Origin of the sequence: Streptomyces sp. DSM 40750, from assembly GCF_024612035.1 — a bacterium.
Taxonomy (GTDB): domain Bacteria; phylum Actinomycetota; class Actinomycetes; order Streptomycetales; family Streptomycetaceae; genus Streptomyces.
This window is the reverse complement of sequence record NZ_CP102513.1, coordinates 9,471,182-9,495,109: the sequence shown is the minus strand read 5'-3', so window position 1 is coordinate 9,495,109 and position 23,928 is coordinate 9,471,182. Positions and strand designations below refer to the sequence as shown.

The window sequence follows — 23,928 nt, the reverse complement described above, 5'->3', positions numbered from 1 at the left end:
CCGTGGCGGGCCGGGCCCGGCCCGCTTCCGCCCGCGGCGCACCCCGCCCGCGGGCGCCGCTCGGCCCGAACGTCGCGGGGTGCTGTCGTACTGGCGGCAGTACCTGGCGATCTCGCCCTTCTACCTGATCTTCACCGTCTTCTCCTTCGGTCCCGTCTTCTATTCGCTGTATCTGGCCTTCCAGCGCTACGACGGCCTGGGCGCCAAGCAGTTCGTGGGCCTGCAGCAGTTCGAGTTCCTCTGGAACGACCCGGTCTTCTGGCTGTCGATCCGCAACACCCTGCTGATCTGGGTCCTGTCCACCGTTCCCACGCTCTTCGGCGCCCTCGTGCTGGCGACGCTGCTGCATTCGGTGCGCCGCTTCAAGGGCTTCTACCGCATCGCCCTCTACGTGCCGAACGTCACGTCGATCGTCGCCGTGGCGATCTTCTTCGGCGCGGTGTTCAGCAACAACTTCGGCCTGGTCAACGCGATCCTGGGCACGGTCGGCATCTCGCCCGTCCCGTGGCTGAGCAATCCGTGGCTGATCAAAGTGGTGATCGCGGCGCTGATGACCTGGATGTGGACCGGCTACAACATGATCATCTACCTGGCCGGCCTCCAGGCCATCCCCACCTCGATCTACGAGGCGGCCAAGATGGACGGCGCCGGACCCGTGCGGACCTTCTTCCAGATCACCATTCCGGTCATGCGGCCGATCATCCTGTTCACCGTCGTCATCTCGACCATCAACGGCCTGCAGAGCTTCAGCGAACCCCAGGTCCTCTTCGCCAGCAACGCCGCCAACCAGAACATGGGCGGCCCCGGCCAGGCGGGTCTGACCACGCTGCTGTACTTCTACCAGTCGGCCTTCCTCCTCAACGACTACGGCTACGGCGCGGCCATCGTATGGGCCTTCTTCGTACTGATCATCGTGCTCGTCGTCATCAACTGGCGCATCGTGCAACGAGGGAGGAAGTCATGACGGCAGCGGCCACGGCGCCCACCAAGGGCGTCGCGAGGCGGCGCCGCCGCCCCCGGGGCCTGACCCCGCACATCTTCCTCGTGCTGGCCGTCCTGATCTCGGTCTTCCCGTTCGTGTGGACGATCGTGATGGCGACCAACACCACCCGTGACATCTACAAGAGCCCACCGAAGCTGACCTTCGGCTCCCACCTGCTGGAGAACATCCGGCATGTCCTCGACACCATCGACTTCTTCGGGTCGATGCTCAACACGGTCGTCGTCGCCTCCGTCACCACGGTCCTGGTGCTGTTCGTCGACTCCCTGGCGGCTTTCGCCTTCGCCAAGTTCGAGTTCCCCGGGCGCAAGGTGCTCTTCGGCACGCTGCTGGTGTTCATGATGCTGCCGCTCCAGCTGGCCGTCCTGCCGCAGTTCATCCTGATGTCCGAGATCGGCTGGGTCGGCATGCTCAAGGCGCTGGTCTGGCCCGCCCTCGCCAACGCCTTCGGCATCTTCTGGCTGCGCCAGTACATCGAGAACGGTGTGCCCGACGAACTGCTCGACGCGGCGCGCATCGACGGCGCCGGGTTCTTCCGCCAGTACTGGAACATCACACTGCCGATGATCAAACCCGCGCTGTCCTTCCTCGCCATCTACGCCTTCGTCAATGCCTGGAACGACTACGTCTGGCCGCTGATCGTGCTCACCAACCCCGAACAGGTCACGCTCCAGGTGGAGCTCGCCCAGCTCCACGTCGGCCACACCACCGACTACAGCATGGTCATGGCCGGTGTGCTCATGGCGTCCATCCCGCTGGTCGTGGTCTTCGCCGTCTTCGCGCGCGGGTTCATCGCGGGCGCCACCGAAGGCGCGGTACAGGGCAGCTGAACCGCTCCCCGGAGAGAGGTGCGCGATGGTGGACGTCGGGGACGTCGGCGGCGGAGGACGGCCGGGGCGCGGCAAGGTGCTCGTGGTGGGTATGGACGGGGTGCGCTTCGACCGGCTGCCCCTCCCCCGGCCTCCGGCCGGGGCGACCCCCCTCTCGCTTCGTCCGCCGTCCACGGCACCGGTGCTGCACGGCCTGATGGCCGCGGGCGCCCACGGCAGCAGCCTGCTGCCCTACGGCGAGGTGGACGGTCAGGCCGAGGGCGGGCCGTCCACCAGCATGGCCTACACCGACTCCGGCCCCGGCTGGTCGAGCGTGCTGACCGGGGTGTGGCCCGACCGTCACGGGGTGACGGGCAACGACTTCACCGGCGCCGACTACGCCCGCCACCCCGACTTCCTCAGCCGCGCGGTCACCGCGCGGCCCGGTCTGCGCACGGCGGCCGCGGTGTCCTGGCCGGAACTGGTCCACCGCGGCACCCTGGGCCCCGCCATCGGCAGGCGCGTGCGGTACGACGGCGAGTCCGACGGCTACGAGAGCGCGGACCGACGCGTCGCCCGTACCGCCGTGCGCTGGCTGACCGAGGACGACCCGGACGTCGTGTTCGTGTACTTCGGCGCCACCGACGAGGCCGGCCACGCCGCGGGCCCCCTCAGCCCCGCCTACGACCAGGCCCTCCTCGCCCAGGACGCCCATATCGGGCGGCTGCTGGACGCCGTCGACGCCCGGCGCTCCGACCCCGTCCGCGCGGACGAGCACTGGACGGTCCTGGTCACCACGGACCACGGGCATCTCGACACCGGCGGCCACGGAGGCGACACGCGCGCCGAGCGAGAGGTCTTCGTCGTCCTCGCCGAGCCCGGAACTCCCGCCGGCACCCTGCTGGACACGCCCCGCCTCATCGACATCGCCCCCACCGTCCTGGACCGTCTCGGCATCCCCGTGGACCCCGCCTGGGGCCTGCGGGGCCGCGCCCTGCCCCGGCCGACCACGTCCCTCCCGTCACCACCCACTTCGGAACGGTCATGACCGACGCACTCTTCGCCCTGCGCCCCTGGGAAGCACCCGAGGTGACCTCCTGGAGGCGGCTGCCCATGAACGCCGTCGACCGGCGCGCGCAGGCGCTGTCGCTCGACGGCCGTTGGCGGTTCCAGCTGCTGCCGTCCCCCGAGCGGGAACCCGGTCCCGGCTGGTCCTGGGCCCAGCTCCCCGGCTCCTGGGCCCTCCAGGTGGCGGAGGACCCACCGCAGTACACCAACGTCCGGATGCCGTGGCCCCAGTTCCCGCCGGACTCTCCGGCGGAGAACCCGACCGGGGTGTACGAGCGGGACGTCGACATACCCGCCGACTGGGCCGGCCGCCGGATCGTCCTGCACGTCGGCGCCGCCGAGAGCGTGCTGCTCGTCCATGTGGACGGGCGGCCGGCCGGTGTCTCCAAGGACTCCCATCTGGCCGCCGAGTTCGACCTCTCCGACCTGGTCCGCCCCGGGACGAAGGCCACCGTGCGGCTCACGGTGGTGAAGTGGTCCGACGCCTCGCACATCGAGGACCAGGACCAGTGGTGGCTCGGCGGGATCACCCGCTCGGTGCTGCTGTACGCCACCGATCCGCTGTATCTCGCGGACGTGAGCGTGCGGGCGCGCTGCGACGGGGAGCTGCGGGTGGACTGCCGGGTGCGCTCGGCGGCGGGGACGCGCGCACTGCCCGCCGGGTGGTGTGTCAGCGGGGAGCTGAACGGTGAACTCCTCGCCCAGGACCGCGAGTTCGACCGGTTCAACGCCGAGGACGAGCGCGTCTCCGACTTCCTCGGCGAGGCCCGTATGGGCACGGTCGTCCCCGACGTACGGACCTGGAACGCCGAGACCCCCGAGCTGTACGACCTCACCGTCCGCCTGCACCGCGCCGACGGCACGGTCGCCGACACCTCGCACCACCGGATCGGCTTCCGCGAGGTCGAGATCCGCGGCCGGGACCTGCTGGTCAACGGGGAGCGGGTCTACCTCCGGGGCGTGAACCGGCACGACTTCCATCCGCTGACGGGGCGGACGGTGTCGTACGAGGACATGCGCGCGGACCTGCTCACGCTGAAGCGGTTCGGCTTCAACGCGATCCGTACCGCGCACTATCCGGGCGACCCGGCCCTGTACGACCTCGCCGACGAGCTCGGCTTCTACGTCGTCGACGAGGCCGACATCGAGTCCCACGACCACGCGCATGAGATCGCCGACGACCCGCGCTATCTCAACGCCTTCGTGGACCGCGTCTCCCGTATGGCGCTGCGGGACAAGAACCATCCGTCGGTGATCGTCTGGTCGCTGGGCAACGAGTCCGACTACGGCGCCAACCACGACGCGGCGGCGGGCTGGCTGCGGCGCCACGATCCGACACGGCCGGTGCAGTACGAGGGGGCCGCGAAGCTGGACTGGGCGGCCACGGACGACGCCTCCGACATCGCCTGTCCGATGTACGCGCCCATCGAGGACTGTGTGGCGCACGCGCTGTCGGGCGAGCAGACCAGGCCGCTGATCCAGTGTGAGTACTCGCACGCCATGGGCAACAGCAACGGCACGCTGGCCGACACGTGGACCGCCATCGAGGCCACCCCAGGTCTTCAGGGCGGGTTCATCTGGGAGTTCTGGGACCACGGCATCCTCCAGCGTGTGAACGACGGACGACCGGCCGGGCGTGGGGGCACCGGGCTGTACGAGAACGGAGTCGCCGGCCCCGGCCTGCGCTGGGCCTACGGCGGCGACTTCGGCGAGACGATCCACGACGGCGCCTTCATCGCCGACGGGGTCGTCCTCCCCGACCGCACACCCAAGCCGGTGATGTTCGAGCACCGGGAGATCGCCTCCCCGGTGCGGCTGTCCGTGGAGGGCGAGGGCACCTGGCGGGTGTTGCGCGTGCACAACCGGCAGCACTTCCGCGATCTGTCGTGGCTGGCCGCCGAGTGGGAGTTCGCGGCGGCCGACGGCGGGACCTGGACGGTGCCGGCCCAGCTGCCCGCCGTACCGCCCGGCGGCTCGGCCGTCATCGACCGGCCCGAGGTGCCGGGCGGGGCCGGTGAGATCTGGCTGACGCTGCGCGTGACGACGGCCGCCGACGAGCCCTGGGCACCACGCGGCACCGAGGTGTGCTGCCCGCAGGTGCAGTGGTACGAGGCGGACGAGGGTGAGCCGGTGGTGGGCGCCGAGGAGGACCTCGGGCACATCCCCCCGCCGGAGACGGACGAGAACGGGCTGCTGCTGCACCCGCTGCTCGCCTCCCCGCCGGGCTTGAGCCTGTGGCGGGCCCCGACCGACAACGACGTCCTCGGCGGCATGGCCGAGCGCTGGCGTGAACTGGGCCTGGACCGCGCCGAGCGCGAACCGGTCACCGTGGAGCGCAAGGGCTCCACCGTGCGGGTGCGGTCCCGCTGGATGACGGGGGCCGGGGCCGTCGAGCACGAGCAGACCTTCACGGCACTGGTGGACGGCCGGGTACTCGTCGAGGAGACGGCCGTCCTGCCCGAGGAGCTGACGGACGTGGCCCGCGTCGGCACGGTGTTCGAGACCGTCGACGGCTTCGACCGCCTCGCCTGGTACGGCCAGGGCCCCTGGGAGAGCTACCCGGACCGCGCGGCCGGGGCGCCCGTCGGCCACCACTCGGCCGCCGTCGACGAGTTGTTCACCCCTTATCTGCGGCCGCAGGAGAGCGGGGGCCGGCACGGCGTACGGCACTTCACGCTCAGCGGCGACCAGCATGCTCTCGGCGTACGGCTGGACGGGCCCCGGCAGGTCTCGGTGACCCGCCATCGCGCCACGGACCTGGCCGCCGCCGCGCACCACGACGAACTGGCGCCCCGGCCGGGGTGCGTGGTGCACATCGACGCGGCACACCGAGGGCTGGGCACGGCGTCGTGCGGGCCCGACACCTCCCCCTCGTATCTCGTTCCGCCGGGTGTCCACCGCTGGTCGTGGACGCTGCGCGCCCTCTGATCCCACCCCCCTCGTTCCTTCCTCCATCTCTCACGGACCTTCCTACGGAGCACACGTGTGTACTTCGCATGAGCACGACCAGGGCGAGGCGGCCCCGCAGGCCGGCGCCGGCAGACGGAACTTCCTGCGCGCGACCGCGCTGATGGGTGCGGCGGCCGCCGTGCTCCCTGCGGCCGGTGCCGCGCAGGCCGCCGCCGAGTCCCCCGTCTCCGCCGCGCGCCTGCGGCCCGACCCGGACAGCCGCCGGTTCACGCTGGCGGTGATGCCCGACACCCAGTACCTGTTCGACGGGCCGAGCATCGACAAGGCGCCCGTCGAGGCGTCGCTGCGCCATCTGCTGGAGGTGGGGCGGGAGGAGAACATCGTCTTCCTCTCTCATCTGGGCGACCTCACGCAGAACGGCGCGAAGGCGGAGTGCGCCGCGATCGGCGAGGCGTTCCGGCTGCTCGACCGGCGGGGTGTGGGCTACAGCGTCCTCGCGGGCAACCACGACGTCCGCTCGTCCACCGACGACCAGCGGGGTTCGAGCCCCTACCTGGATGTGTTCGGGCCCGACCGTTTCCAGGGCAAGCCGACCTTCGGTGGCGCCTCCCCGGACGGCTACAACTCCTTCCACCTCTTCGAGGCCGGCGGCCAGCAGTGGATGGTGCTCGCCCTGGACTGGCGGCTGTCCGCGAAGGGCTTCGCCTGGGCGAAGGACGTGCTGGCCCGGCACCCGAGGACGCCGGTGGTCCTCACCACCCACGAGCTGGTCGACGGGGACGACTCCCTCTCCTCGTACGGGGAGAAGCTGTGGGACCAGCTGATCGACGACCACGACCAGATCTTCCTCACCCTCAACGGGCACTACTGGCCGGCGGCGCGCGCGACGCGGAAGAACGCCGCCGACAACGATGTCCATCTGCACCTCACCAACTACCAGAACCGGTACTACGGCGGCGCGGCGATGATCCGCCTGTACCGCTTCGACCTCGACCGCGACACCATCGACGTGGAGACGATCTCCCCGTGGATCCTGGGCCGGGCCGCCGAAGGGCTCAACGAGCTGGAGCGGCAGGAGAGCGAACTCTCCGGCGACGCCGACCGGTTCACGGTCGAGATCGACTTCGAGAAGCGGTTCGCCGGCTTCGCGCCGGTGCCCGTACGTGCGTCGCGCCCCGCCTCGAAGATGCTGGTGCCCGGCACGGTCGCGTACTGGCGCTTCGACGGGCAGGACGACGGGGCGGCCGTCACCGGTACCGTCCGTGACCGCTCCGGGCGCGGCAACGACCTCACCTTGGTCACGGTCGGCGGCGGCCCGCTCACCTACTCCGCCGACCACCACCCGGACCAGCCGGGCCACGGCAGCCTGGAGTTCCACGGCGGCAAGCCCCCGCTGAAGGGCGCGTATCTGCGTACGGTCGACGGGGCGCCGCTCAACTCTGCGACGTTCGAGGACGGTTACACCATCGAGGCGTTCTACCGGCTGCCCGCCGACTGGAATCCCTCGAACCACGCCTGGGCCGGCATCCTCGGCCGTACCGGCACCGGTGGCGCGGCGGGCAAGACCGCCGACGACCCGGACGAGCCGCTGGCCACGCTGTCGCTGTCGAACGACCGGGAGCCGCAGTGGGCGGTGCGCCCGCTCAACCAGCAGGGCATCGCGACCAACTGGGGCCAGGAGACCCCGCTGGAGACGTGGTGGCACCTCGCGGTCGTCAACGACGGCGAGCACACCACGCTCTACGTCCAGGGCTGCCCGGTCGTGCGCAACCCGAAGGCCGCGGCCGTCGGGCTCACCTCCGTCGGACTGCCCTGGATCCTCGGCGGCTACGAGTACGCGGGGACGATCGATCAGATCCTGCACGGGCGGCTCGGTGACGTCCGCATCGTCGAACGGGCGCTGCCCGTCAAGTCGTTCATGAACCACTGAGACGCGAAGGAAGCACATCATGTCCGAACTGTCCGGCATGCGCGAGCAGCAGCTGCCCGTCTGGGCCGATCCGTCCGTCTCCCCCGCCGACCTCGACGCGCAGGGCGTGTCCCGCCGTGGACTCCTGCGCGGCGCGGGCCTCTTCGGCACCGCCTTCGCCCTGGGCGCGGCGGGCTCCCTCGCGGCACCGGCCGTCGCCTCCGCCGACTCCCGGCACTACGGCGGCGACGACCCACGCCTCGCCTACCTCGTCGGCGACCACCACATCCACACCGTGTACAGCCACGACGCCAAGTACACGTTCTCCCAACTGGCGGCTGCGGGCGCGACGTACGGCCTCGACTGGATGGTGTTCACCGAACACTCCAACTTCGGGCACGCCGACTTCGGCGCCGCGCTGGAGCACAGGGAGATCCTGAAGGCCCGGGCCGAGAACCCGCGCCAGCTGATCTTCCAGGGCCTGGAGTGGTACATCCCGGCCGCCGAGCACTGCACGGTCTTCACGACCCCCGGCCCACACGAGGTCGACCTCCTCACCCGCTTCGAGAGCGCGTACGACGGCAAGCTGCTGGGCTACACGGACGGTTCCGTGGGCGGCGCGAACACCGCGCGCAACGAGGCGCACGCGGTCGAGGCGATCAAGTGGCTGGCCGAGCAGCGCCGCACGGGATACGTCGACGACGTGCTGGTGCTGGCCAACCACCCCCTCCGCCTGGGCATCGACTCCCCGCACGAGATGCGCGCCTGGCGGGACGCGGCACCCGAGATCATGATCGGCATGGAGGGCGCGCCCGGCGCCCAGGGCGCGGCGATCCCCGGCTGGCGGGGGGCCACGTCGATGCGCGGCGAGTACGAGAACAAGCCGTCCGCCCAGTCCTGGCCCGGCTACCCGGCGGAGGCGTACCTCACGTACGGCGGTTTCGACTGGTCCACGGCGACCGTGGGCGGCCTCTGGGACGCCATGCTCGCCGAGGGCAGGCTGTTCTCGATCACCACCAACTCGGACGCCCACCGGATCGTCTTCGACACCTGGAGGAACGGCGACTGGCCGGCCGGGCAGAACTTCGACAACACCGGCAAGCTGCCCGACCCGGTGAACACCGACACCCCGCAGCCCGGCAGCGACTTCTGGCCCGGCCAGTTCAGCCGCACCCACGTCGGCGTGACCCGCTACGGCTACCGTGCGGTGATGGCGGGCCTGCGCGCCGGCCGTGTCTGGCTCGACCACGGCCATCTGCTCGACGGCCTGGACGTCCGTGTGAAGCGCGACCGCGACCACGTCCGGGGCGTCACCCTGGGCGGCCGCCTCCGCGTCCGCAAGGGCGAGAAGCTCACGCTGACGGTGACCGTGACGACCGCCTCCCGCCCCAACCCCCAAGGGATCCTCCCGGAGTTGGCCCACGTCGACGTCATCCGGGGCGCGGTGCGCGGCCCGGTGACCGACCGGGACGCCTGGAAGGCCCCCGACACCAAGGTCGTCCACACCGAGGACGTGAGCGGCCGCAAGGGCACGTACACCCTCCGCATCCCGATCACTGCGGGGGACGAGTCCTTCTACGTGCGGCTGCGCGGCAGCGACGGCAACAGGAACGGCACGGGCTACCTGGGCGCGTCCGTGGACCCGCACGGCCCGATCCCGCACGAGCCGGGCGACGGCGACCCCTGGAAGGACACTTGGTTCTACTCGAACCCCGTGTTCATCGACGTAGGCTGAGCATGACGTCTTAGAGGCGCGGGGCACTGCGCGACCAGCCACAACCGGTCCGCGGTCCCCCGCGCTCCTCACCTCCTACGGCGAGGGGGAGGGACTGGGGCTGAACGCCCGATCGCAGTGGGGCCAGTCGCTGAAGTCCCGGTCCTGGCTCCACAACCGCTTGGCCGCGCGGATGTTCCACTCCGGGTCGAGCGCCTTGCGAGGGGTGCCGCCCAGCTCCGTGAGACGGGAGTCGGATATCTGGAAGAGGCCCCAGTTCCTTGTGCCGTTGGTGTTCGGGAGGATGTGCAGCGGGTCGAGGAGGGACTGGCAGTCGGCGATCGCGACCGCGCGGTCCGGTGCCTCGGTGAACACCTCGCGGATGCGCCGCCGCACCTCGTCCTGTGACCATGTGTCCATGCGCGCCCCGGACTCGTACAGCGCCTGCTTGGTGGTGTCGCCGACGACGCCGTTGGGCGGTTCGATCCCCGCGATCACCTGAAAGGCGGTCACACGGCGCAGCGTCTGCGGTCCGAAGTCACCGTCCACACCGATCACCGCGCCCTTGGCGTGGAGCAGCCGCTGCACCTCGCGTACACACGTGTCGTGCTGGCCCATGGCCACCACCTCACGGCACCCGGACGTGAGGAGCGGCCGGCTGTCCTTCTTCTGCCGTTCCCCGGCGGCCTTGCCGTGATCGCCGTCGCTTCCCTCGGCCGAGCCCAGCGCCGGCAGAGTCCAGGCCATCCCGCCGAGGCACAGCACCGCCAGGCCGACGGCCAGGCCGACGCGGATCCGCCGACGGCTCCACCCCACGGCCCCGGAGCCGTGCGAGGCCTCCGGCGGCTCCGGGGGTGCAGGCGAGAGTTCCAGGGGGACAGGCGAGAGTTCCGGCGATCGATCCGCGGCCTCGCCGCTGACGCCGTGCTCGACTTCGAGGTCGACGGGCTCCGGTGGACCGACGACCGGTTCCACCGGGGCGGCCTCCGGTTCCGGCGACGTCGTCGGCTCGGTGGGCTCCGGCTCCGTCGGCTCCTGTTCCCGGGCGGCGTCCGCCACGGCCCAGAGGCGGTGCAGCGTCCGTAGCTCCTCCGGGGTGGCACCGCAGGCCACCGCGAGGCGGTGGACGGCGCCGTAGTCCTGCGGTACCGAACTGCCCAGGCAGTAGCGGTGCACGCTGGACCCACTTGTTCCGGCCTTCGCGGCGAGCGCCGCGTAACTGAGTCCCGACCGCTCCTTGAGCGAGCGCAAACAGGCGGCGAACCGCTCGGACTCCGTGCACGCAGACACGGGCGTCCCCCCTTTTTCACTTGCTGCCGTGCTGAACGGCGGCGCCGCACGTGGTCAGACGGCAGCGCTGTGCGGGTACATAGACGAGAGGGCGCCCCCCTGGATCCCCCGATCCCCGCGCCCGAGCACACTGTGCCAGAAACAGACCGCAGAAACCGGCCAACTCCAGCCACTTCCGCGGCGGACCGCCGACGTCCGTTTCCCTGGCGTCCCACCGCCGCCGCAGCGGCAGGGGGACTCCGCAGGTGGGTCGCGAACTGCCGCAGGTGGGTCGCGGCACGGCCGTCCCAGCGTCCCACCTGCACGGAATCCCTGGATTTTCCGGACGCCCGTAGGGCGGAGCACCCGAGGGGGTGCTCCGCCCTACAGCGGTTTCAGGGCTCTACGGCGCTCAGGAGCTCCAGACGGTCTCGGACGGTCTCAGGCGTAGAAACGGGACAGGCTCTGCAGCACAGCCGCCGGCTTCGGCGCACCCTCGATCTCGATCGTGCCGTCGACGGTGATCTGCACCCCGCCCGGCACGTCCTCAACCGAGGCCAGCTTGCCGACCAGGCGGATCTTCGAGCCCACCTTCACCGGCGACGGGAAACGCACCTTGTTCAGGCCGTAGTTGACCTTCGTCGACACACCCTCGACATCCAGCAGCTCGGTGAACATCGGGATGAACAGCGACAGGGTCAGGTAACCGTGGGCGATCGGCGCGCCGAAGGGGCCCGCCGCCGCCTTCTCCGGGTCGACGTGGATCCACTGGTGGTCGCCGGTGGCGTCGGCGAAGGTGTTGATGCGCTCCTGGGTGACCTCGATCCACTCACTGGTGCCGAGGTCGCTGCCGGCGAGCTTCTTGAGTTCGTCGATGCCGTTCACGGTGATGCTCATATGACGTTCCTTAGCTAAGAGTTGGTGCCGTAGCGCTTGCGCACCCGGGCCTTGAGAAGCTTTCCGGAGGCGGTGCGGGGGAGCTCGTCCGCGATCACCACCGACTTCGGGATCTTGTACTTGGCGAGCCGCCCGGCCAGCGAGGCCAGCACCTCGTCGGCGTCCAGGGCGGAGCCCTCCCGGGGGACGACGACCGCCCGCGGCACCTCGCCCCACTTGTCGTCCGCCACACCGATGACCGCGCACTCGACGATGTCGGGGTGGGCGAGGAGCTGGTCCTCGATCTCGGCGGGATAGATGTTCTCGCCCCCGGAGATGATCATGTCCTTGATGCGGTCGACGATGAAGACATAGCCGTCCTCGTCGACCCGCGCGGCGTCCCCGCTGCGGAACCAGCCGTCGGCGAAGACCGCGGCCGTCTCCTCGGGCAGCCCCCAGTAGCCGGGCATGACGTGCGGTCCGCGGACCACGATCTCGCCGGGCTCGTCGACGTCGACCGGTGTCATGTCCGGCCGTACGACCCGCACATCGCTGAAGAAGTGCGGCACGCCCGCCGAACCGGCCTTGCTCACGGCGTGCTCCGCGTCGAGGAAGAGCGTGCCGGGCGCCGCCTCCGTCATGCCGTAGCCCTGGAGGAAGGTGAGCCCGCGCTCCTGGAACCTGGCGATGAGCGGGGTCGGCACCGGGGAGCCGCCGCAGGACAGCATCCGCAGCGACGACAGGTCGGCGTCCGCCCAGCGCGGGTGCCGGGCCACCTGGTCGAACATGGTCGGCACGCCGAACATGAACGTGATCCGGTGCCGTTCGATCAGGTCGAAGGTGGCCTCCGGGGCGAAGGCCTCGACCAGGACGCAGGTGCCACCCTTGAGCAGCACGGGCAGGGTGAGCATGTTCAGCCCGGCCGTGTGGAACAACGGGGCGGAGACCAGGGCGCGTTCGTCGGCGATGACGTCCTGGTCGACGAGCACGTTGACGGCGTTCCAGATGATGTTGCCGTGCGTGAGCATCGCACCCTTGGGACGGCCCGTCGTCCCCGAGGTGTACATGATGATGCAGGTGTCGTCGGCGGTGACGGGCTGGTCGATCGGCTCGTCGTCGGCCCCGGCGAGCAGCGCCTCGTACTCGCTGCCGACCTCGACGTACGTACGGACGTCGCTGCTGCCCGGCAGTCCCGCGACGAGCCCGGTGAACCCGGACGCGTACACCAGCGCCTTGGCCCCGGAGTCCGCCAGCTGATAGGCGATCTCGGGGCCCGCGAGGCGGGTGTTGAGGGGGACGAAGACCGCGCCGAGGGTGCCGGCGGCGAACAGCGTCTCCAGGTACGAGGGGTGGTTCGGGCCGAGGTAGGCGATCCGGTCGCCGCGGCGTACGCCGGAGGCGCGCAGGGCGTGAGCGAGGCGCGTGGTGCGCTCGTACAGCTCTCCGTAGGTGATGCTCGTGTCACCGTGGATCAGCGCGGTGCGCTGCGGGGTCTTGCGGGCCCGGCGGGCGGGCCACGACCCCAGTCCCTCATTGCGCATGTCTGTGCCCCTGTCCGTCATTGCACATGGGGTGTGTCCCTCACGGTTTCGTCATGGCTTCGTCAGTCCGAGCAGCCGGGCGGCGTTCTCCTTCAGGATCTTCGGCTTGACCTCGTCCTTGATCGGCAGCTTCTCGAAGTCGGCGAGCCAGCGGTCGGGGGTGAGGACGGGGTAGTCGGAGCCGAAGAGCACCTTGTCCTTGAGCAGGGTGTTCGCGTACTGCACCAGCTGCGGCGGGAAGTACTTCGGTGACCAGCCGGACAGGTCGATGTGCACGCCCGGCTTGTGCGTGGCCACGGCGAGCGCCTCGTCCTGCCAGGGGAAGGACGGGTGCGCCAGGATGATCTTCAGATGCGGGAAGTCGGCGGCCACGTCGTCCACGTGCATCGGGTTGGAGTACTTCAGGCGGATGCCACCGCCGCCGGGTACACCGGCGCCGATGCCCGTCTGACCGGTGTGGAAGAGGGCGATGGTGCCCGTCTCCTCGATGACCTCGTACAGGTCGTACGCCACCGAGCGGTCGTTCGGGAAGAAGCCCTGGACGCTGGGGTGGAACTTGAAGCCCTTCACCCCGTACTCCTCGACCAGGCGGCGGGCCCGCTTCACGCCCGCCTTTCCGCGGAACGGGTCGATGGAGGCGAAGGGGATCAGCACGTCCGCGTTGGCGGCGGCCGCCTCGGCGACCTCCTCGTTCGGGACGGGCTCGGTGCCGGTCGCGGACTCGGCGTCCACCGTGAAGATCACGGCGGCCATCTTCCGCTCGCGGTAGTAGGCGGCCGTCTCCTCCAGGGTCGGCTTCCGCTTGCCCTCGACCTTGAAGTACGCGGACGAGGCGTCGTGCAGGTCGTCGTCCAGCGAGGACGTGCCCTTGGAGGACACCTCCGCGTGGGTGTGGACGTCGATGGCGACCAGTTCCTCGACGTTCATGGCGGGAGTTGCCGGGCTCATCACGCCTCCGGGATCTTCGGGGCGGGGACACCCACGGTCTGCGGCTCGGCGCCCAGCGAGGTCGGCCAGACGTCGGCGAGGGCCTCGGGGGTCCAGCCGCCGTTCGCGTACGCCGTCTTGATCTCCTGCGGATGCGACCAGAGTGCCACCTTGTCGCCGCCGATGCCGATGGCCTGGCCGGTGACACCGCGAGCGGCCTCGGAGGCGAGGAACGGGACCAGGGCCGCGCAGTCCTCGGGGGTGCCGAAGCCCTCGCCCTTGCGCAGGAAGTCCGGGAACGGCTTGCCCTCGCGCAGCGCCTCGACGTACGGGGCGAAGACCGGGATGGTCTCGGTCATGGCGGTGGCGGCGACCGGGACGATCGCGTTGACGGTGATGTTCGCGCGGCCCAGCTCCATCGCCCAGGTGCGGGCGAAGGCGGCGATGCCGGCCTTGGCGGCGGCGTAGTTCGTCTGGCCGAAGTTGCCGCGCTGGCCGGCCGGGGAGCCGACGAGGATCAGGGAGCCGCCCTCGCCCTGCTCGCGCATACGGATCGCGGCGGCGCGGGCGCAGGTGAAGGTGCCCTTGAGGTGGGTGGTGATCACCGCGTCGAAGTCGTCGTCCGACATCTTCCACAGGACCCTGTCGCGCAGGATGCCCGCGTTGGTGACCAGGATGTCGAGCCGCCCGAACTCCTCCACCGCGCGGCCCACCAGCCGGTCCGCCGCCTCGGTCGTACCGACGGCGACGACCTCGGCCACGGCCTTGCCGCCCGCCTCGGTGATGGACTTCACGGCCGCCTCGGCCACGGCCTCGTCGATGTCGTTGACGACGACGGAGGCGCCGGCGGCGGCGAGGGCCTGTGCGTAGGCGAGGCCGAGGCCACGGCCACTGCCTGTGACGACGGCGACCTTGCCGGTGAGATCGATGCTGGGCACGAGGAGATCCCTTCGAATGGGGTGCGGCGGCCGGCGCCGCTGAGCGCCTGCCGACTGCGGCTACGAGATCGAAGCTAAGAGCAATAGTTGTTGACGTCAATAGTTGTTGTTCCCCGGGCGTTGCGTCATGCTGGGGGAAGTAGGTACGCGCCGCCCTCTCCCGGGGCCCAGGGCCTGTCTTTCGGATCAGGCCGACTCCGGGCCGGGGCGCCGAATGAACTCCGGTGAGCGTGGCAAGCCACGCGACCAGGCCTGATCCGAAAGACAGGCCCTAGAGACCAGGGAGCCCGCCATCGCCGGCCAGCAGACGCAGGACGCCGCCTCGATCGACGCGCACGAGCCGTGGATGCGCGGGCTGCACGCGGACACGGGCTACCTGCTGTACCGCCTGGGGCTGCGGTCCGGGCAACTGTTCAACTCGTCCCTCCAGGAGTCGGGCCTGCGGCTGCGCCACTACGCGCTGCTGCGCTTCCTGGCCACCTCGCCGGGCGCGCTGCAGCGCGAGCTGAGCGCGTCGCTCGGCTACGACCCGAGCGCGATCGTCGGCCTGGTGGACGACCTGGAGAAGGTGGGCTTCGCCGAGCGGCGCCCCTCCCCCGACGACCGGCGAAGCCGGATCATCGTCCTGACCGAGGACGGCCGGTCCTTCCTGCGCGACACCGACGAGGCCGGGCAGCGCGTCACGGACGAGCTGGTGGAGCCCCTCGACGCCGCCGAGCGCGAGACACTCCACGTACTGCTGCAGAAGGTCGCCGAAGCCGGACTGGGGTGACGCCATGCCGATGACCACCGACGCGCTCCCGTCGCCGGGGCCCGTGCCCCAGCAGAGCGCGCCGCCGGGGACCACCCGCTCCGCCCCCGACCGGCTGCTCGCCGTGCTGGCCGCGTTCGACCACGACCACCCGGCGCTCTCCCTGACGGACATCAGCCGCCGGGCCGGGCTGACGCTCACCACGGCCCACAGGCTGGTGGGCGCGCTCACCGAGTGGGGTGCCCTGGAGCGGGATCCGTCCGGGGTCTACCACGTCGGTCTCCGACTCTGGGAGATCGCGGCGCTCGCCCCGCGCGGCCTCGCCCTGCGGCAGATCGCGCTGCCGTACCTGGAGGACCTGTACGAGGCCACGCACGAGAACGTGCAGCTGGCGGTGCGCGACGGCGACGAGGTCGTCTACATCGAGTGGCTCTCCGGACGCTCGGCCGTCGGCGTCCACATCCGGGTGGGCGGCCGCTGGCCCCTGCACGCCACGGGCGTGGGCCTCGCTCTCCTGGCGTACGGCGATCCCTCGTCCCAAGAGGCCTACTGCCAGGGCCCCTTGGCCTCCTTCACCCCGTACACCATCACCGACGGGCCCCGGTTGCGGCGCGTGCTCGCCGAAGTCCGGCGTACGGGCGTGGCGGTGAGCAGCCGTCAGGTCACCGAGGACGCGCTGTCGGTGGCCGCCCCGGTGCGCGGGCCGGGCGGGGCCGTGGTCGCGGCCGTGTCGGTCGTGGTGCCCCAGGTCGGCGCTCAGGTACCGGTGTTGACGCCCGCCGTACGGGTGGCGGCGCGCGGGATCTCCCGGGCCCTGGGCTGGCAGCCGGACGAGGCCCGGCGCGGGTCACTGATTCCGGGCCGGGGCACCGCTCCCTCTTGACCGGCGGCGGGCCCGCCGGCGCCTACTTCCTGGCCGACGCCTGCGCCGTGTACGTCACCGCCGCGCCCGCGTGCATGGCCGTGCCCCGCGCGGTGAGCCGACCCTGGTCGGCGTCCGCGGCCGGGGTGACCTCCCAGCGGGTGACGAAGCGGCCGCCGGAGCGGATGCGGTCCGTGGTGACCGGGCCGAGGTTGCGCGCCTGCCAGTGGTTCGGCGCGACGAGGGCGAGACGGGCGGCGGTCCAGGGGCGGGCGGAGCCGTTGGCGAAGGCCGCGGTGACGAGGAACTTCCCGCTCTTCCGGGTCACTTGGAGGGTGACGCCGTAGGGCTTGCGCCGGTAGTCGTCCACCCACGAGGACCGCATCAGCCGCACCAGCGCGTCGGCCTGGGCGGGCCGCGCAGCCGCCAGGTCATGCCGCTCACCCGGGTCCCGGGCAAGGTCGTACAGCTCGACCTCCCACCGGCTGTCGGGCGCCTGCCGGTCCTGGCCGGGCGCGAACCGCACCGCCTTGAGTTCGCCGCGCCGCACCGCCTCGGCCACGTGCCGTGTCCGTCCCCGGTCGACCCGGTCGGCGCGCGGGGTGACGCCACTGTGGTTGCGGTAGAAGTACAGGTGGTCGTGGCGGGCGGCCTCGGCGTTGCCGGCGCGCAGCAGCGGTGCCACGGAGAGCCCGTCGATGTCCGACGGGGCAGGCGCGCCGGCGAGTTCGGCGAGGGTCGGCAGCAGGTCGATCAGCGGGGTCGGCCGGTCGGTGGTGCCGACCGGGACACGCTGCGGCGACCAGGCGATGAGCGGGACACGGATGCCGCCCTCGTACAGGTTGCGCTTGTAGCCGCGCAGGGGGCCGTTGCCGTCGAAGAGGTCGGGGTTGGTGCCGCCCTCCTCGTGGGGGCCGTTGTCGCTGGTGACGAGGACGACGGTGCGCCGGTCGATGCCGTGCGCCTTGAGCCGGTCCACGATGTTGCCGACGAGGGTGTCCAGGCCGGTGACCTGGGCCGCGTGCGCCTTGTCGGGGCGGGGCCAGGGCTCGTCGGCGTACGCGCCGAGCTTCGGGGCCTGGCTCGGGGCGTGCGGCGCGGTCGGGGCGAGGAACAGCAGGAACGGCTGGTCCTTGTGGGCGTCGACGAAGCCGAGGGCGCGGTCCTCGATGAGGTGGGGGGCGTAGATCTTGCGGGCGTCGTCCTGGTTCTCGGGGATGGTCTGCTTCTTGCCGTTGTCCCAGAGGTACGTCGGGTAGTAGTCGTGGGCGTGCTTGTGCGTCAGATAGCCGTAGAACTCCTCGAAGCCACGGGAGTTGGGGTGGCTCGGCTGGTTCGGCCGCTCGGGGCCGAAGCCCCACTTGCCGATGAGTCCGGTGCGGTAGCCGAGGGCGCGCAAAGCCTCCGCGAAGGTGAAGTCCTGCTCGGTGAGCGCGCCCTGACCGCCCGGGCCCCAGGGGTTCTCGCGGACGGTGGCGTGGCCGCTGTGCAGGCCGGTGAGGAAGGAGCAGCGGGAGGGGGCGCAGACCGGGGCGGCGGAGTAGGCGTCGGTGAAGCGCAGTCCCTCGGCGGCCAGGGCGTCCAGGCGCGGGGTGTCGATCAGCTTCTGGCCGTAGGAGCCGAGTTCGCCGTAGCCGAGGTCGTCGGCGAGGACGACCACGAAGTTGAGCCGCTGCGAGGGGGTCCTGGCGGCGGGCACGACCGACGCGGACGGTCGGCTCACCTCCGGAACGGCGACGTCCCGGACACCGGCCTTGCGCCCCTCGTCCGCGACACAGCCGGCCACCGCCCCGGTCGCGCCGACGGCGGCGGTCCCGGCGAGAAAACGACGACGGCTGGACATGCGGACTCCTGGGTGAAGGTGGGCAGGCGGTCGTGATCCGATGGTGGACGGGGCACTCGGAGCAAAACCATGCACAGGGCATGAACACCTTGTTGCGGCAGGTCACAGAGGCCGCGGGTGATCACTGGTGCGCCCCCGACCCTAGAGAGGGGGAATGCGGGGTTCTGGTTCCACCGAGAGCCAACGATCTTGCCAGAAGGCCGTGCCACGCCTCGCACCGGCCCCGGGGAAGCCCCTGGGCCGGTGCGGTGGTGCCGCCGATACGGCTACGCGGTCGCGTTCAGGCCGACAGGCCCTCGTAGACCGCCGCGAGGATCATGAACGCCCGGTCGTCGCCGAGTCCGCCGTCGTCGATCATCTGGTTCATCATGTACGCCACGGCCATCCGGGCGTCGAGGTCGACCAGGACGATCGAGCCGCCCCAGCCGCCCCAGAAAGCGGTGCGGGGGTTGGGGAGTTGGCCGCCGTTCAGGCCGTATCCCATGCCGTAGCGCATCGGTACGCGCAGGACCAGGTCCGTGCCGCTGAACTGTTCCTCCAGGACCCGCTCGCACCCCTTCTCCGACAGCAGCCGCACCCCCCGGGCCGCTCCACCGCAGGCCAGCAGCGACTGCACGGCGGCGACCGAGCGGGCGTTGCCGTGGCCGTTCGCGGCCGGGATCTCGGCGCGGCGCCAGGCGGTCGTGTTGGCGGTGCCGTCCGGTATGGCGGGGTTGGGCGGCGGGCCGCCGCGGGGCGCGGAGGAGGGCGGTGCGAGGATCGGCGCGACCCGGTGGTCGTGGACGGCGGCCAGGCCGATGTGGAAGTCGGCGCCCAGCGGGCCCGTGACCTCCTCTGCGAGGAAGGTGCCCAGGGTGCGGCCGGTGACCCGGCGGACGATCTCCCCGAGCAGATACCCCTGGGTGACCGCGTGGTAGCCGGCCTCGGTGCCGGGCTCCCAGGCCGGTGCCTGCGCGGCGAGCCGGGAGGTGGCCGTCGGCCAGTCGTACAGGTCCTCCAGCGTCGTGGGCGCGTCGAAGCGGGGCAGGCCGGCCGTGTGCGCGAGCACATGGCTGACGCGTACGTTCTCCTTGCCCGCCGCCGCGAACTCGGGCCAGTACGTGGCCACCGGCGCGGTCAGGTCCAGTTCGCCCCGGTCGGCGAGCATCAGCACGCACAGGGCCGTCATCGTCTTGGTCGTGGACCAGACGTGGGTGATGGTGTCCCGCTCCCAGGGTGTGGTGCGGGCCGCGTCGGTGTGGCCGCCCCACAGGTCGACCTCCGGCTCGCCGTCCACGTACACGGCGACCGAGGCCCCCACGTCCTTGTCGTCCAGCGAGGCCGCGAGCGCCTCGCGCACCGGGGCGAATCGTTCCGTGCACGTGCCGTGGGTCTCCGCCATAGGGGGGAAGGTAACGGGCCGGATCGGGCGCGGCCACCGAATTAACCGGCGATGCCCCGGCCCGGCCGGACCGATGGCCCGCGGCCTCAACGGCCTCAACGGCCTCAACGGCTGGAACTGTCCCGGGCGGACCGGGAGCGCTCTCCAGGGCCCCTGGTCCGACGCCTCCTCGCTCATCCCCTAGGCTGATCCGCCGCAGCTGCCGTACGGACAAGAGCGTGGTGGGAAATGCCGCTGAGGGACGACGATCCCACCGTCATAGGCGGATACGTCCTGGAGAGCCGGCTCGGCGCGGGTGGCATGGGGGTCGTCTACCTCGCCCGGTCCGTGTCGGGGCGGCTGGTCGCGATCAAGCTGGTGCACGCCCAGTACTGCGACGACGAGGAGTTCCGCTCCCGGTTCCGTCAGGAGGTCGCGGCGGCGCGCCGGGTGAGCGGGGCGTTCACCACTCCCGTGGTGGACGCCGACCCCGAGGCCGCCCGGCCGTGGATGGCGACGCTGTACGTGCCGGGGCCGACGCTCTCCGATCTGGTGTGCGAGGAGGGGCCGTTGGGCGGGGCCCGGATCCGGGGCCTCGCGCTCGGGCTCGTCGAGGCGCTGCGGGACATCCATCGGGCGGGTGTCGTGCACCGGGACCTCAAACCGGCGAACGTCCTCATCGCCGAGGACGGCCCGCGCGTCATCGACTTCGGCATCTCGCGCGCCGTCGACAACCTGCCGCTCACCGTGACCGGCCGGGTGATCGGCACCCCGCCGTTCATGTCGCCGGAACAGTTGCGCTCCCCGAGGGACGTCACCCCGGCTTCGGACGTGTTCTCCCTTGGATCGCTGCTGGTGTACGCGGCCAGCGGGCACAGCCCGTTCAAGGCCGAGAGCCCGTATCTGGCGGGCTACCAGGTCATGTTCGAGGCACCCAAGCTGGACACGGTGCCCGAGCCGTTGCGGAGCATCGCCGAGCGCTGCCTGGACAAGGACCCGGCGGCCCGGCCGGACCTCGCCGAACTGCACCGCCTGTTCCTGGAGTTGCCGACCTCGACCGATGCCCGCCCCGCCGCCACGGATCCCGAGCCGGTAGCGCCGACGACGTACGGCCGCGGGGAAGGCCGCCGCGCCAAACGGCAGTTGCTCCTCGTGGGCCTCGGCGCCGCCCTCACCGTCGGCGCGCTGAGCGCCGCGCTGCTCCTGTACCCGGGCGACAAGGACACCTCGAAGTCGTCCGACACCGCCGCCGGTTACCGTTCGGTGTCCCTTCCCAAGGGCTGGCAGCCGTGGCGTACGCCGCTGCGGAACGACGACGGCTTCCCCGCCGAGTACGTCGCCACGGGCTACAAGCAGCCGGGGTGTCTGACGGACGGAACGGACCTGTACTGCGGCGGTACGGGCTTCGTCGTCGCGGAGGTGGACGCCGCCACCGGGAAGATGGGCTGGCGGCACGGCACCCTGCCCCAGACGTCGCGGCCCATCGGTGTGCGGGACGGCCTGGCCTATGTCTACGGGGAACCCGACACCACCCGGCGGCGCCTCATAGCCCTGGACACCGCGACCGGGAAGGAGCGGTGGGCCCGGTTCATCAGCGCGAGCGAGGCGGTCTACCTCTACGACGGCGGCCTCCTCACCCTCACACCCGACCACCTGGAGGTCGTCGCCTACTCCACAGCGGGCGACGAGCTGTGGCGGTCGCCCGTGCCCGGCGCGGTGAACTGCGTTCCCAGGGCGCTCGGCGACGACCCGTACGCGCTGTGCTGGGAGGGCGACGACTTCCTCGACACCCGCCCGTTCACGCTCGTACGGCTCGATCCGGACGACGGTACGCGGCAGGAACTCGCCCCGCTGCCCAAGAAGTCGCTCGCCCTGGGCACCGTCGACGGACAGCCGCTGTTCCTCGGGGCGGAGACCACCGAGGAGGTGTACGAGCCCGGGTACGAGCGGCCGTACAACGCGTTCCTGCGCGTGGACCCGGAGACCGGGGAGATCACGCGGATTCCGCTGAAGCGGGCGCTGCGCGGCTCGGCGACGCTGGTGGACGGTGTCGTGTACTTCGTGCGGACCAACGGGTGGGTCGCCGCCGTGTCGGCGACCAGTGGCAAGGAGCTGTGGGAGCGGACGACGGACATGGAGAACCTGTCCGCTCCGGCGGTGTCGAAGGCGCGTGACGAGGTCTACTTCGCCAACAGGTTCGGCCGACTGCTGGCGCTGGACGGCGGCACGGGCGCCGAGTTGTGGCGCACGGAGGCGCTCGACGACCCGGGGGACATCGCGGCCGAGGCCCGGCCCAGCGTGGTGCTCGTCGAGGACGCGATCGTGGCTACGGCCGGGGACACGGCGCTCTCCGTGTCCCCGGACGAGCCGATGGTCCGGCCGTCCGCATCCGCCGCCGGGGACTGACCGTCACCACCGAAGACTGACCGTCACCACCGGGAACTGACCGGCCGTCACCTCCCCTTCAGCGGTGACCGCCCGACATTGGCCGGTCTTCAGAGTGTGAACTCGCCTCCCCCGCACCGACTTTCTCCGCTTTAACTCTTGACGACCGCAGCGCCTGAGCGCACATTGACCGCACGCTGTTCTTTGAGAGCGCTCTCAGGACGGGACTCCGGAGGCGCTCCCCACCCGCGCACTTTCACTCCGTACACCCGAAGAGGCCGCTATGAGTGAAACCCCCGGCATACCCATCAGACGCCGCCGCCCGCTCAGGCGCGTATTCCTCGCCGTGGCCGCCGCGGTGGCGCTGGCGACCGCCTGGGCCACGACCGCGCAGGGGGCCGCGCCCACGCCGCCCGCCGGCTGGACCCAGGTCTTCGTCGACGACTTCAACGGCACCGCCGGCACCGGCGTCAACACCTCCCACTGGCAGTACGCCACGGGTACGGGCTATCCGGGCGGCCCCGCCAACTGGGGCACCGGCGAGGTCGAGACGATGACGAACAGCACCAACAACGTCGCTCTCGACGGCAACGGCAATCTGCGCATCACCCCGGTTCGCGACTCGGCCGGGAACTGGACCTCGGGCCGCATCGAGACCAACCGCACCGACTTCCAGCCCCCGGCGGGCGGGAAACTACGGGTCGAGTCGCGGCTCCAGATGCCGAACGTCACCGGTACGGCGGCCGAGGGCTACTGGCCCGCGTTCTGGATGCTGGGCGCCCCCTACCGGGGCAACTACCAGAACTGGCCGAGCGTCGGCGAGCTGGACATCATGGAGAACGTCCAGGGCCGCAACACCGTGTGGGCCACCATGCACTGCGGCACCAACCCGGGCGGCCCGTGCAACGAGACGACCGGCATCGGCAACTCCACCTCGTGCCCCAACACGACCTGCCAGTCCGGCTTCCACACCTACACCATGGAGTGGGACCGCTCGGTGACCCCGGAGACCATCCGGTTCTCCGTCGACGGCGTCACCTTCCACACGGTCACCGCGAACCAGGTCGACGCGACGACCTGGTCCAACGCCACCAACCACGGCTTCTTCATCATCCTGAACGTGGCGATGGGCGGCGCCTTCCCTGACGCGTTCGGCGGCGGCCTCGACGGGGACACACGGTCCGGTGTCCCCATGGTCGTCGACTACGTGCAGGTGCTGTCGGCCGCCGGGAGCACCACCACACCGCCGCCGACGGGCACCCGTGACGCGTACAGCGCCATCCAGGCCGAGTCGTACAACGGCCAGAGCGGCGTCAGCACCGAGAGCACGACCGACACCGGCGGCGGCCAGAACATCGGTTCCCTCGCCCAGGGCGACTGGGCGCTCTTCCAGAACGTCGCCTTCGGCTCCTCCGCGGCCACCCAGTTCGTCGCGCGTGTCGCCTCCGGCGCCAACACCGGGGTGAGCGGCCTGGTCGAGGTCAGACTCGACAGCCGTACGAGCACACCGATCGGCAGCTTCTCGATCGCCAACACCGGCGGCTGGCAGTCCTGGCGGACGGTGCCCGCGAACATCAGCGGGGTCACCGGCACCCATGACGTCTATCTGACCTTCACGAGCGGTCAGTCGCAGGACTTCGTGAACGTGAACTGGTTCAACTTCGGCCGCTGAGCCACGACTTGGCCATAGGGGCGGGCTCCACCCACCGGTGGAGCCCGCCCCTCGCCGTCGCGTCACCGCATCTCCGCGTCACCGCATCTCCGCA

The 23,928-nt window shown here is 71.1% G+C and carries 17 protein-coding genes; 10 read left to right on the top strand and 7 right to left on the bottom strand.

All coding sequences use genetic code 11. The annotated features are described in order from the left end of the window. Positions 1–79: 79 nt before the first annotated feature. From JIX55_RS41560 to JIX55_RS41535, 6 genes are read left to right on the top strand one after another with little or no spacing between them, the layout of a single operon-like run. Entirely contained in the window at positions 80–964 is an 885-nt protein-coding gene (locus JIX55_RS41560) for a carbohydrate ABC transporter permease (RefSeq protein WP_257569663.1), read from the top strand. Beyond that, on the top strand, positions 961–1,830 hold the full coding sequence (locus JIX55_RS41555; protein WP_257568368.1) for a carbohydrate ABC transporter permease: 870 nt from the start codon (positions 961–963) through the stop codon (positions 1,828–1,830). The genes JIX55_RS41560 and JIX55_RS41555 overlap by 4 nt, the downstream gene beginning before the upstream one ends. A 25-nt stretch (positions 1,831–1,855) precedes the next feature. Next, complete coding sequence (locus tag JIX55_RS41550; protein ID WP_257568367.1) at positions 1,856–2,857, top strand: alkaline phosphatase family protein; 1,002 nt, start codon at positions 1,856–1,858, stop codon at positions 2,855–2,857. Beyond that, positions 2,854–5,805, top strand: a complete 2,952-nt coding sequence (locus JIX55_RS41545) for a glycoside hydrolase family 2 TIM barrel-domain containing protein (protein WP_257568366.1) — start codon at positions 2,854–2,856, stop codon at positions 5,803–5,805. Before JIX55_RS41550 ends, JIX55_RS41545 begins: the two co-directional genes overlap by 4 nt. Positions 5,806–5,860: 55 nt before the next feature. Then, complete coding sequence (locus JIX55_RS41540; RefSeq protein ID WP_257568365.1) at positions 5,861–7,717, top strand: LamG-like jellyroll fold domain-containing protein; 1,857 nt, start codon at positions 5,861–5,863, stop codon at positions 7,715–7,717. A gap of 37 nt (positions 7,718–7,754) precedes the next feature. Continuing rightward, positions 7,755–9,431, top strand: coding sequence for a PHP domain-containing protein (locus JIX55_RS41535; RefSeq protein ID WP_257569662.1), 1,677 nt, complete (start codon positions 7,755–7,757; stop codon positions 9,429–9,431). 75 nt (positions 9,432–9,506) lie between these two features. On the opposite strand, the gene JIX55_RS51035 is transcribed toward JIX55_RS41535, so the two are convergent. The 5 genes from JIX55_RS51035 to JIX55_RS41505 all read right to left on the bottom strand — a co-directional run bounded on the left by JIX55_RS51035 (position 9,507) and on the right by JIX55_RS41505 (position 14,961). Further along, positions 9,507–10,700 carry a helix-turn-helix domain-containing protein gene (locus tag JIX55_RS51035; protein WP_306820087.1) on the bottom strand — a complete coding sequence of 398 codons (1,194 nt, stop codon included), beginning with the start codon at positions 10,698–10,700 and terminating at the stop codon, positions 9,507–9,509. A 420-nt stretch (positions 10,701–11,120) separates the two neighbouring features. Continuing rightward, positions 11,121–11,576: a MaoC family dehydratase gene (locus tag JIX55_RS41520; protein ID WP_257568364.1), complete on the bottom strand. Its 456-nt coding sequence runs from the start codon at positions 11,574–11,576 to the stop codon at positions 11,121–11,123. A 14-nt stretch (positions 11,577–11,590) separates the two neighbouring features. Continuing rightward, positions 11,591–13,096 carry an o-succinylbenzoate--CoA ligase gene (gene menE, locus JIX55_RS41515; RefSeq protein WP_257568363.1) on the bottom strand — a complete coding sequence of 502 codons (1,506 nt, stop codon included), beginning with the start codon at positions 13,094–13,096 and terminating at the stop codon, positions 11,591–11,593. Positions 13,097–13,147: 51 nt separating this feature from the next. Continuing rightward, complete coding sequence (locus JIX55_RS41510) at positions 13,148–14,023, bottom strand: amidohydrolase family protein (protein WP_257569660.1); 876 nt, start codon at positions 14,021–14,023, stop codon at positions 13,148–13,150. A gap of 20 nt (positions 14,024–14,043) precedes the next feature. Next, complete coding sequence (locus tag JIX55_RS41505; RefSeq protein ID WP_306820086.1) at positions 14,044–14,961, bottom strand: SDR family NAD(P)-dependent oxidoreductase; 918 nt, start codon at positions 14,959–14,961, stop codon at positions 14,044–14,046. A gap of 346 nt (positions 14,962–15,307) precedes the next feature. Between JIX55_RS41505 and JIX55_RS41500 the strand changes: the two genes are divergently transcribed. Further along, entirely contained in the window at positions 15,308–15,733 is a 426-nt protein-coding gene (locus JIX55_RS41500) for a MarR family winged helix-turn-helix transcriptional regulator (RefSeq protein ID WP_257568362.1), read from the top strand. 10 nt (positions 15,734–15,743) lie between these two features. Continuing rightward, positions 15,744–16,595: an IclR family transcriptional regulator gene (locus tag JIX55_RS41495; RefSeq protein ID WP_443046748.1), complete on the top strand. Its 852-nt coding sequence runs from the start codon at positions 15,744–15,746 to the stop codon at positions 16,593–16,595. 22 nt (positions 16,596–16,617) lie between these two features. On the opposite strand, the gene JIX55_RS41490 is transcribed toward JIX55_RS41495, so the two are convergent. Together JIX55_RS41490 and JIX55_RS41485 are read right to left on the bottom strand one after the other, a co-directional pair. After that, a complete protein-coding gene (locus tag JIX55_RS41490) occupies positions 16,618–18,417 on the bottom strand; it encodes an arylsulfatase (protein ID WP_257568360.1) in 1,800 nt (599 codons plus the stop codon). 280 nt (positions 18,418–18,697) lie between these two features. Continuing rightward, entirely contained in the window at positions 18,698–19,798 is a 1,101-nt protein-coding gene (locus tag JIX55_RS41485) for a serine hydrolase domain-containing protein (protein ID WP_257568359.1), read from the bottom strand. A 228-nt stretch (positions 19,799–20,026) separates the two neighbouring features. Here JIX55_RS41485 and JIX55_RS41480 point away from each other — a divergent pair, with 228 nt between their 5' ends. Next, positions 20,027–22,183 (top strand): protein kinase domain-containing protein, encoded by a 2,157-nt coding sequence (locus tag JIX55_RS41480; protein ID WP_257568358.1) that lies wholly within the window; start codon positions 20,027–20,029, stop codon positions 22,181–22,183. Positions 22,184–22,445: 262 nt separating this feature from the next. Then, complete coding sequence (locus JIX55_RS41475) at positions 22,446–23,834, top strand: glycoside hydrolase family 16 protein (protein WP_257568357.1); 1,389 nt, start codon at positions 22,446–22,448, stop codon at positions 23,832–23,834. Positions 23,835–23,928: the final 94 nt, after the last annotated feature.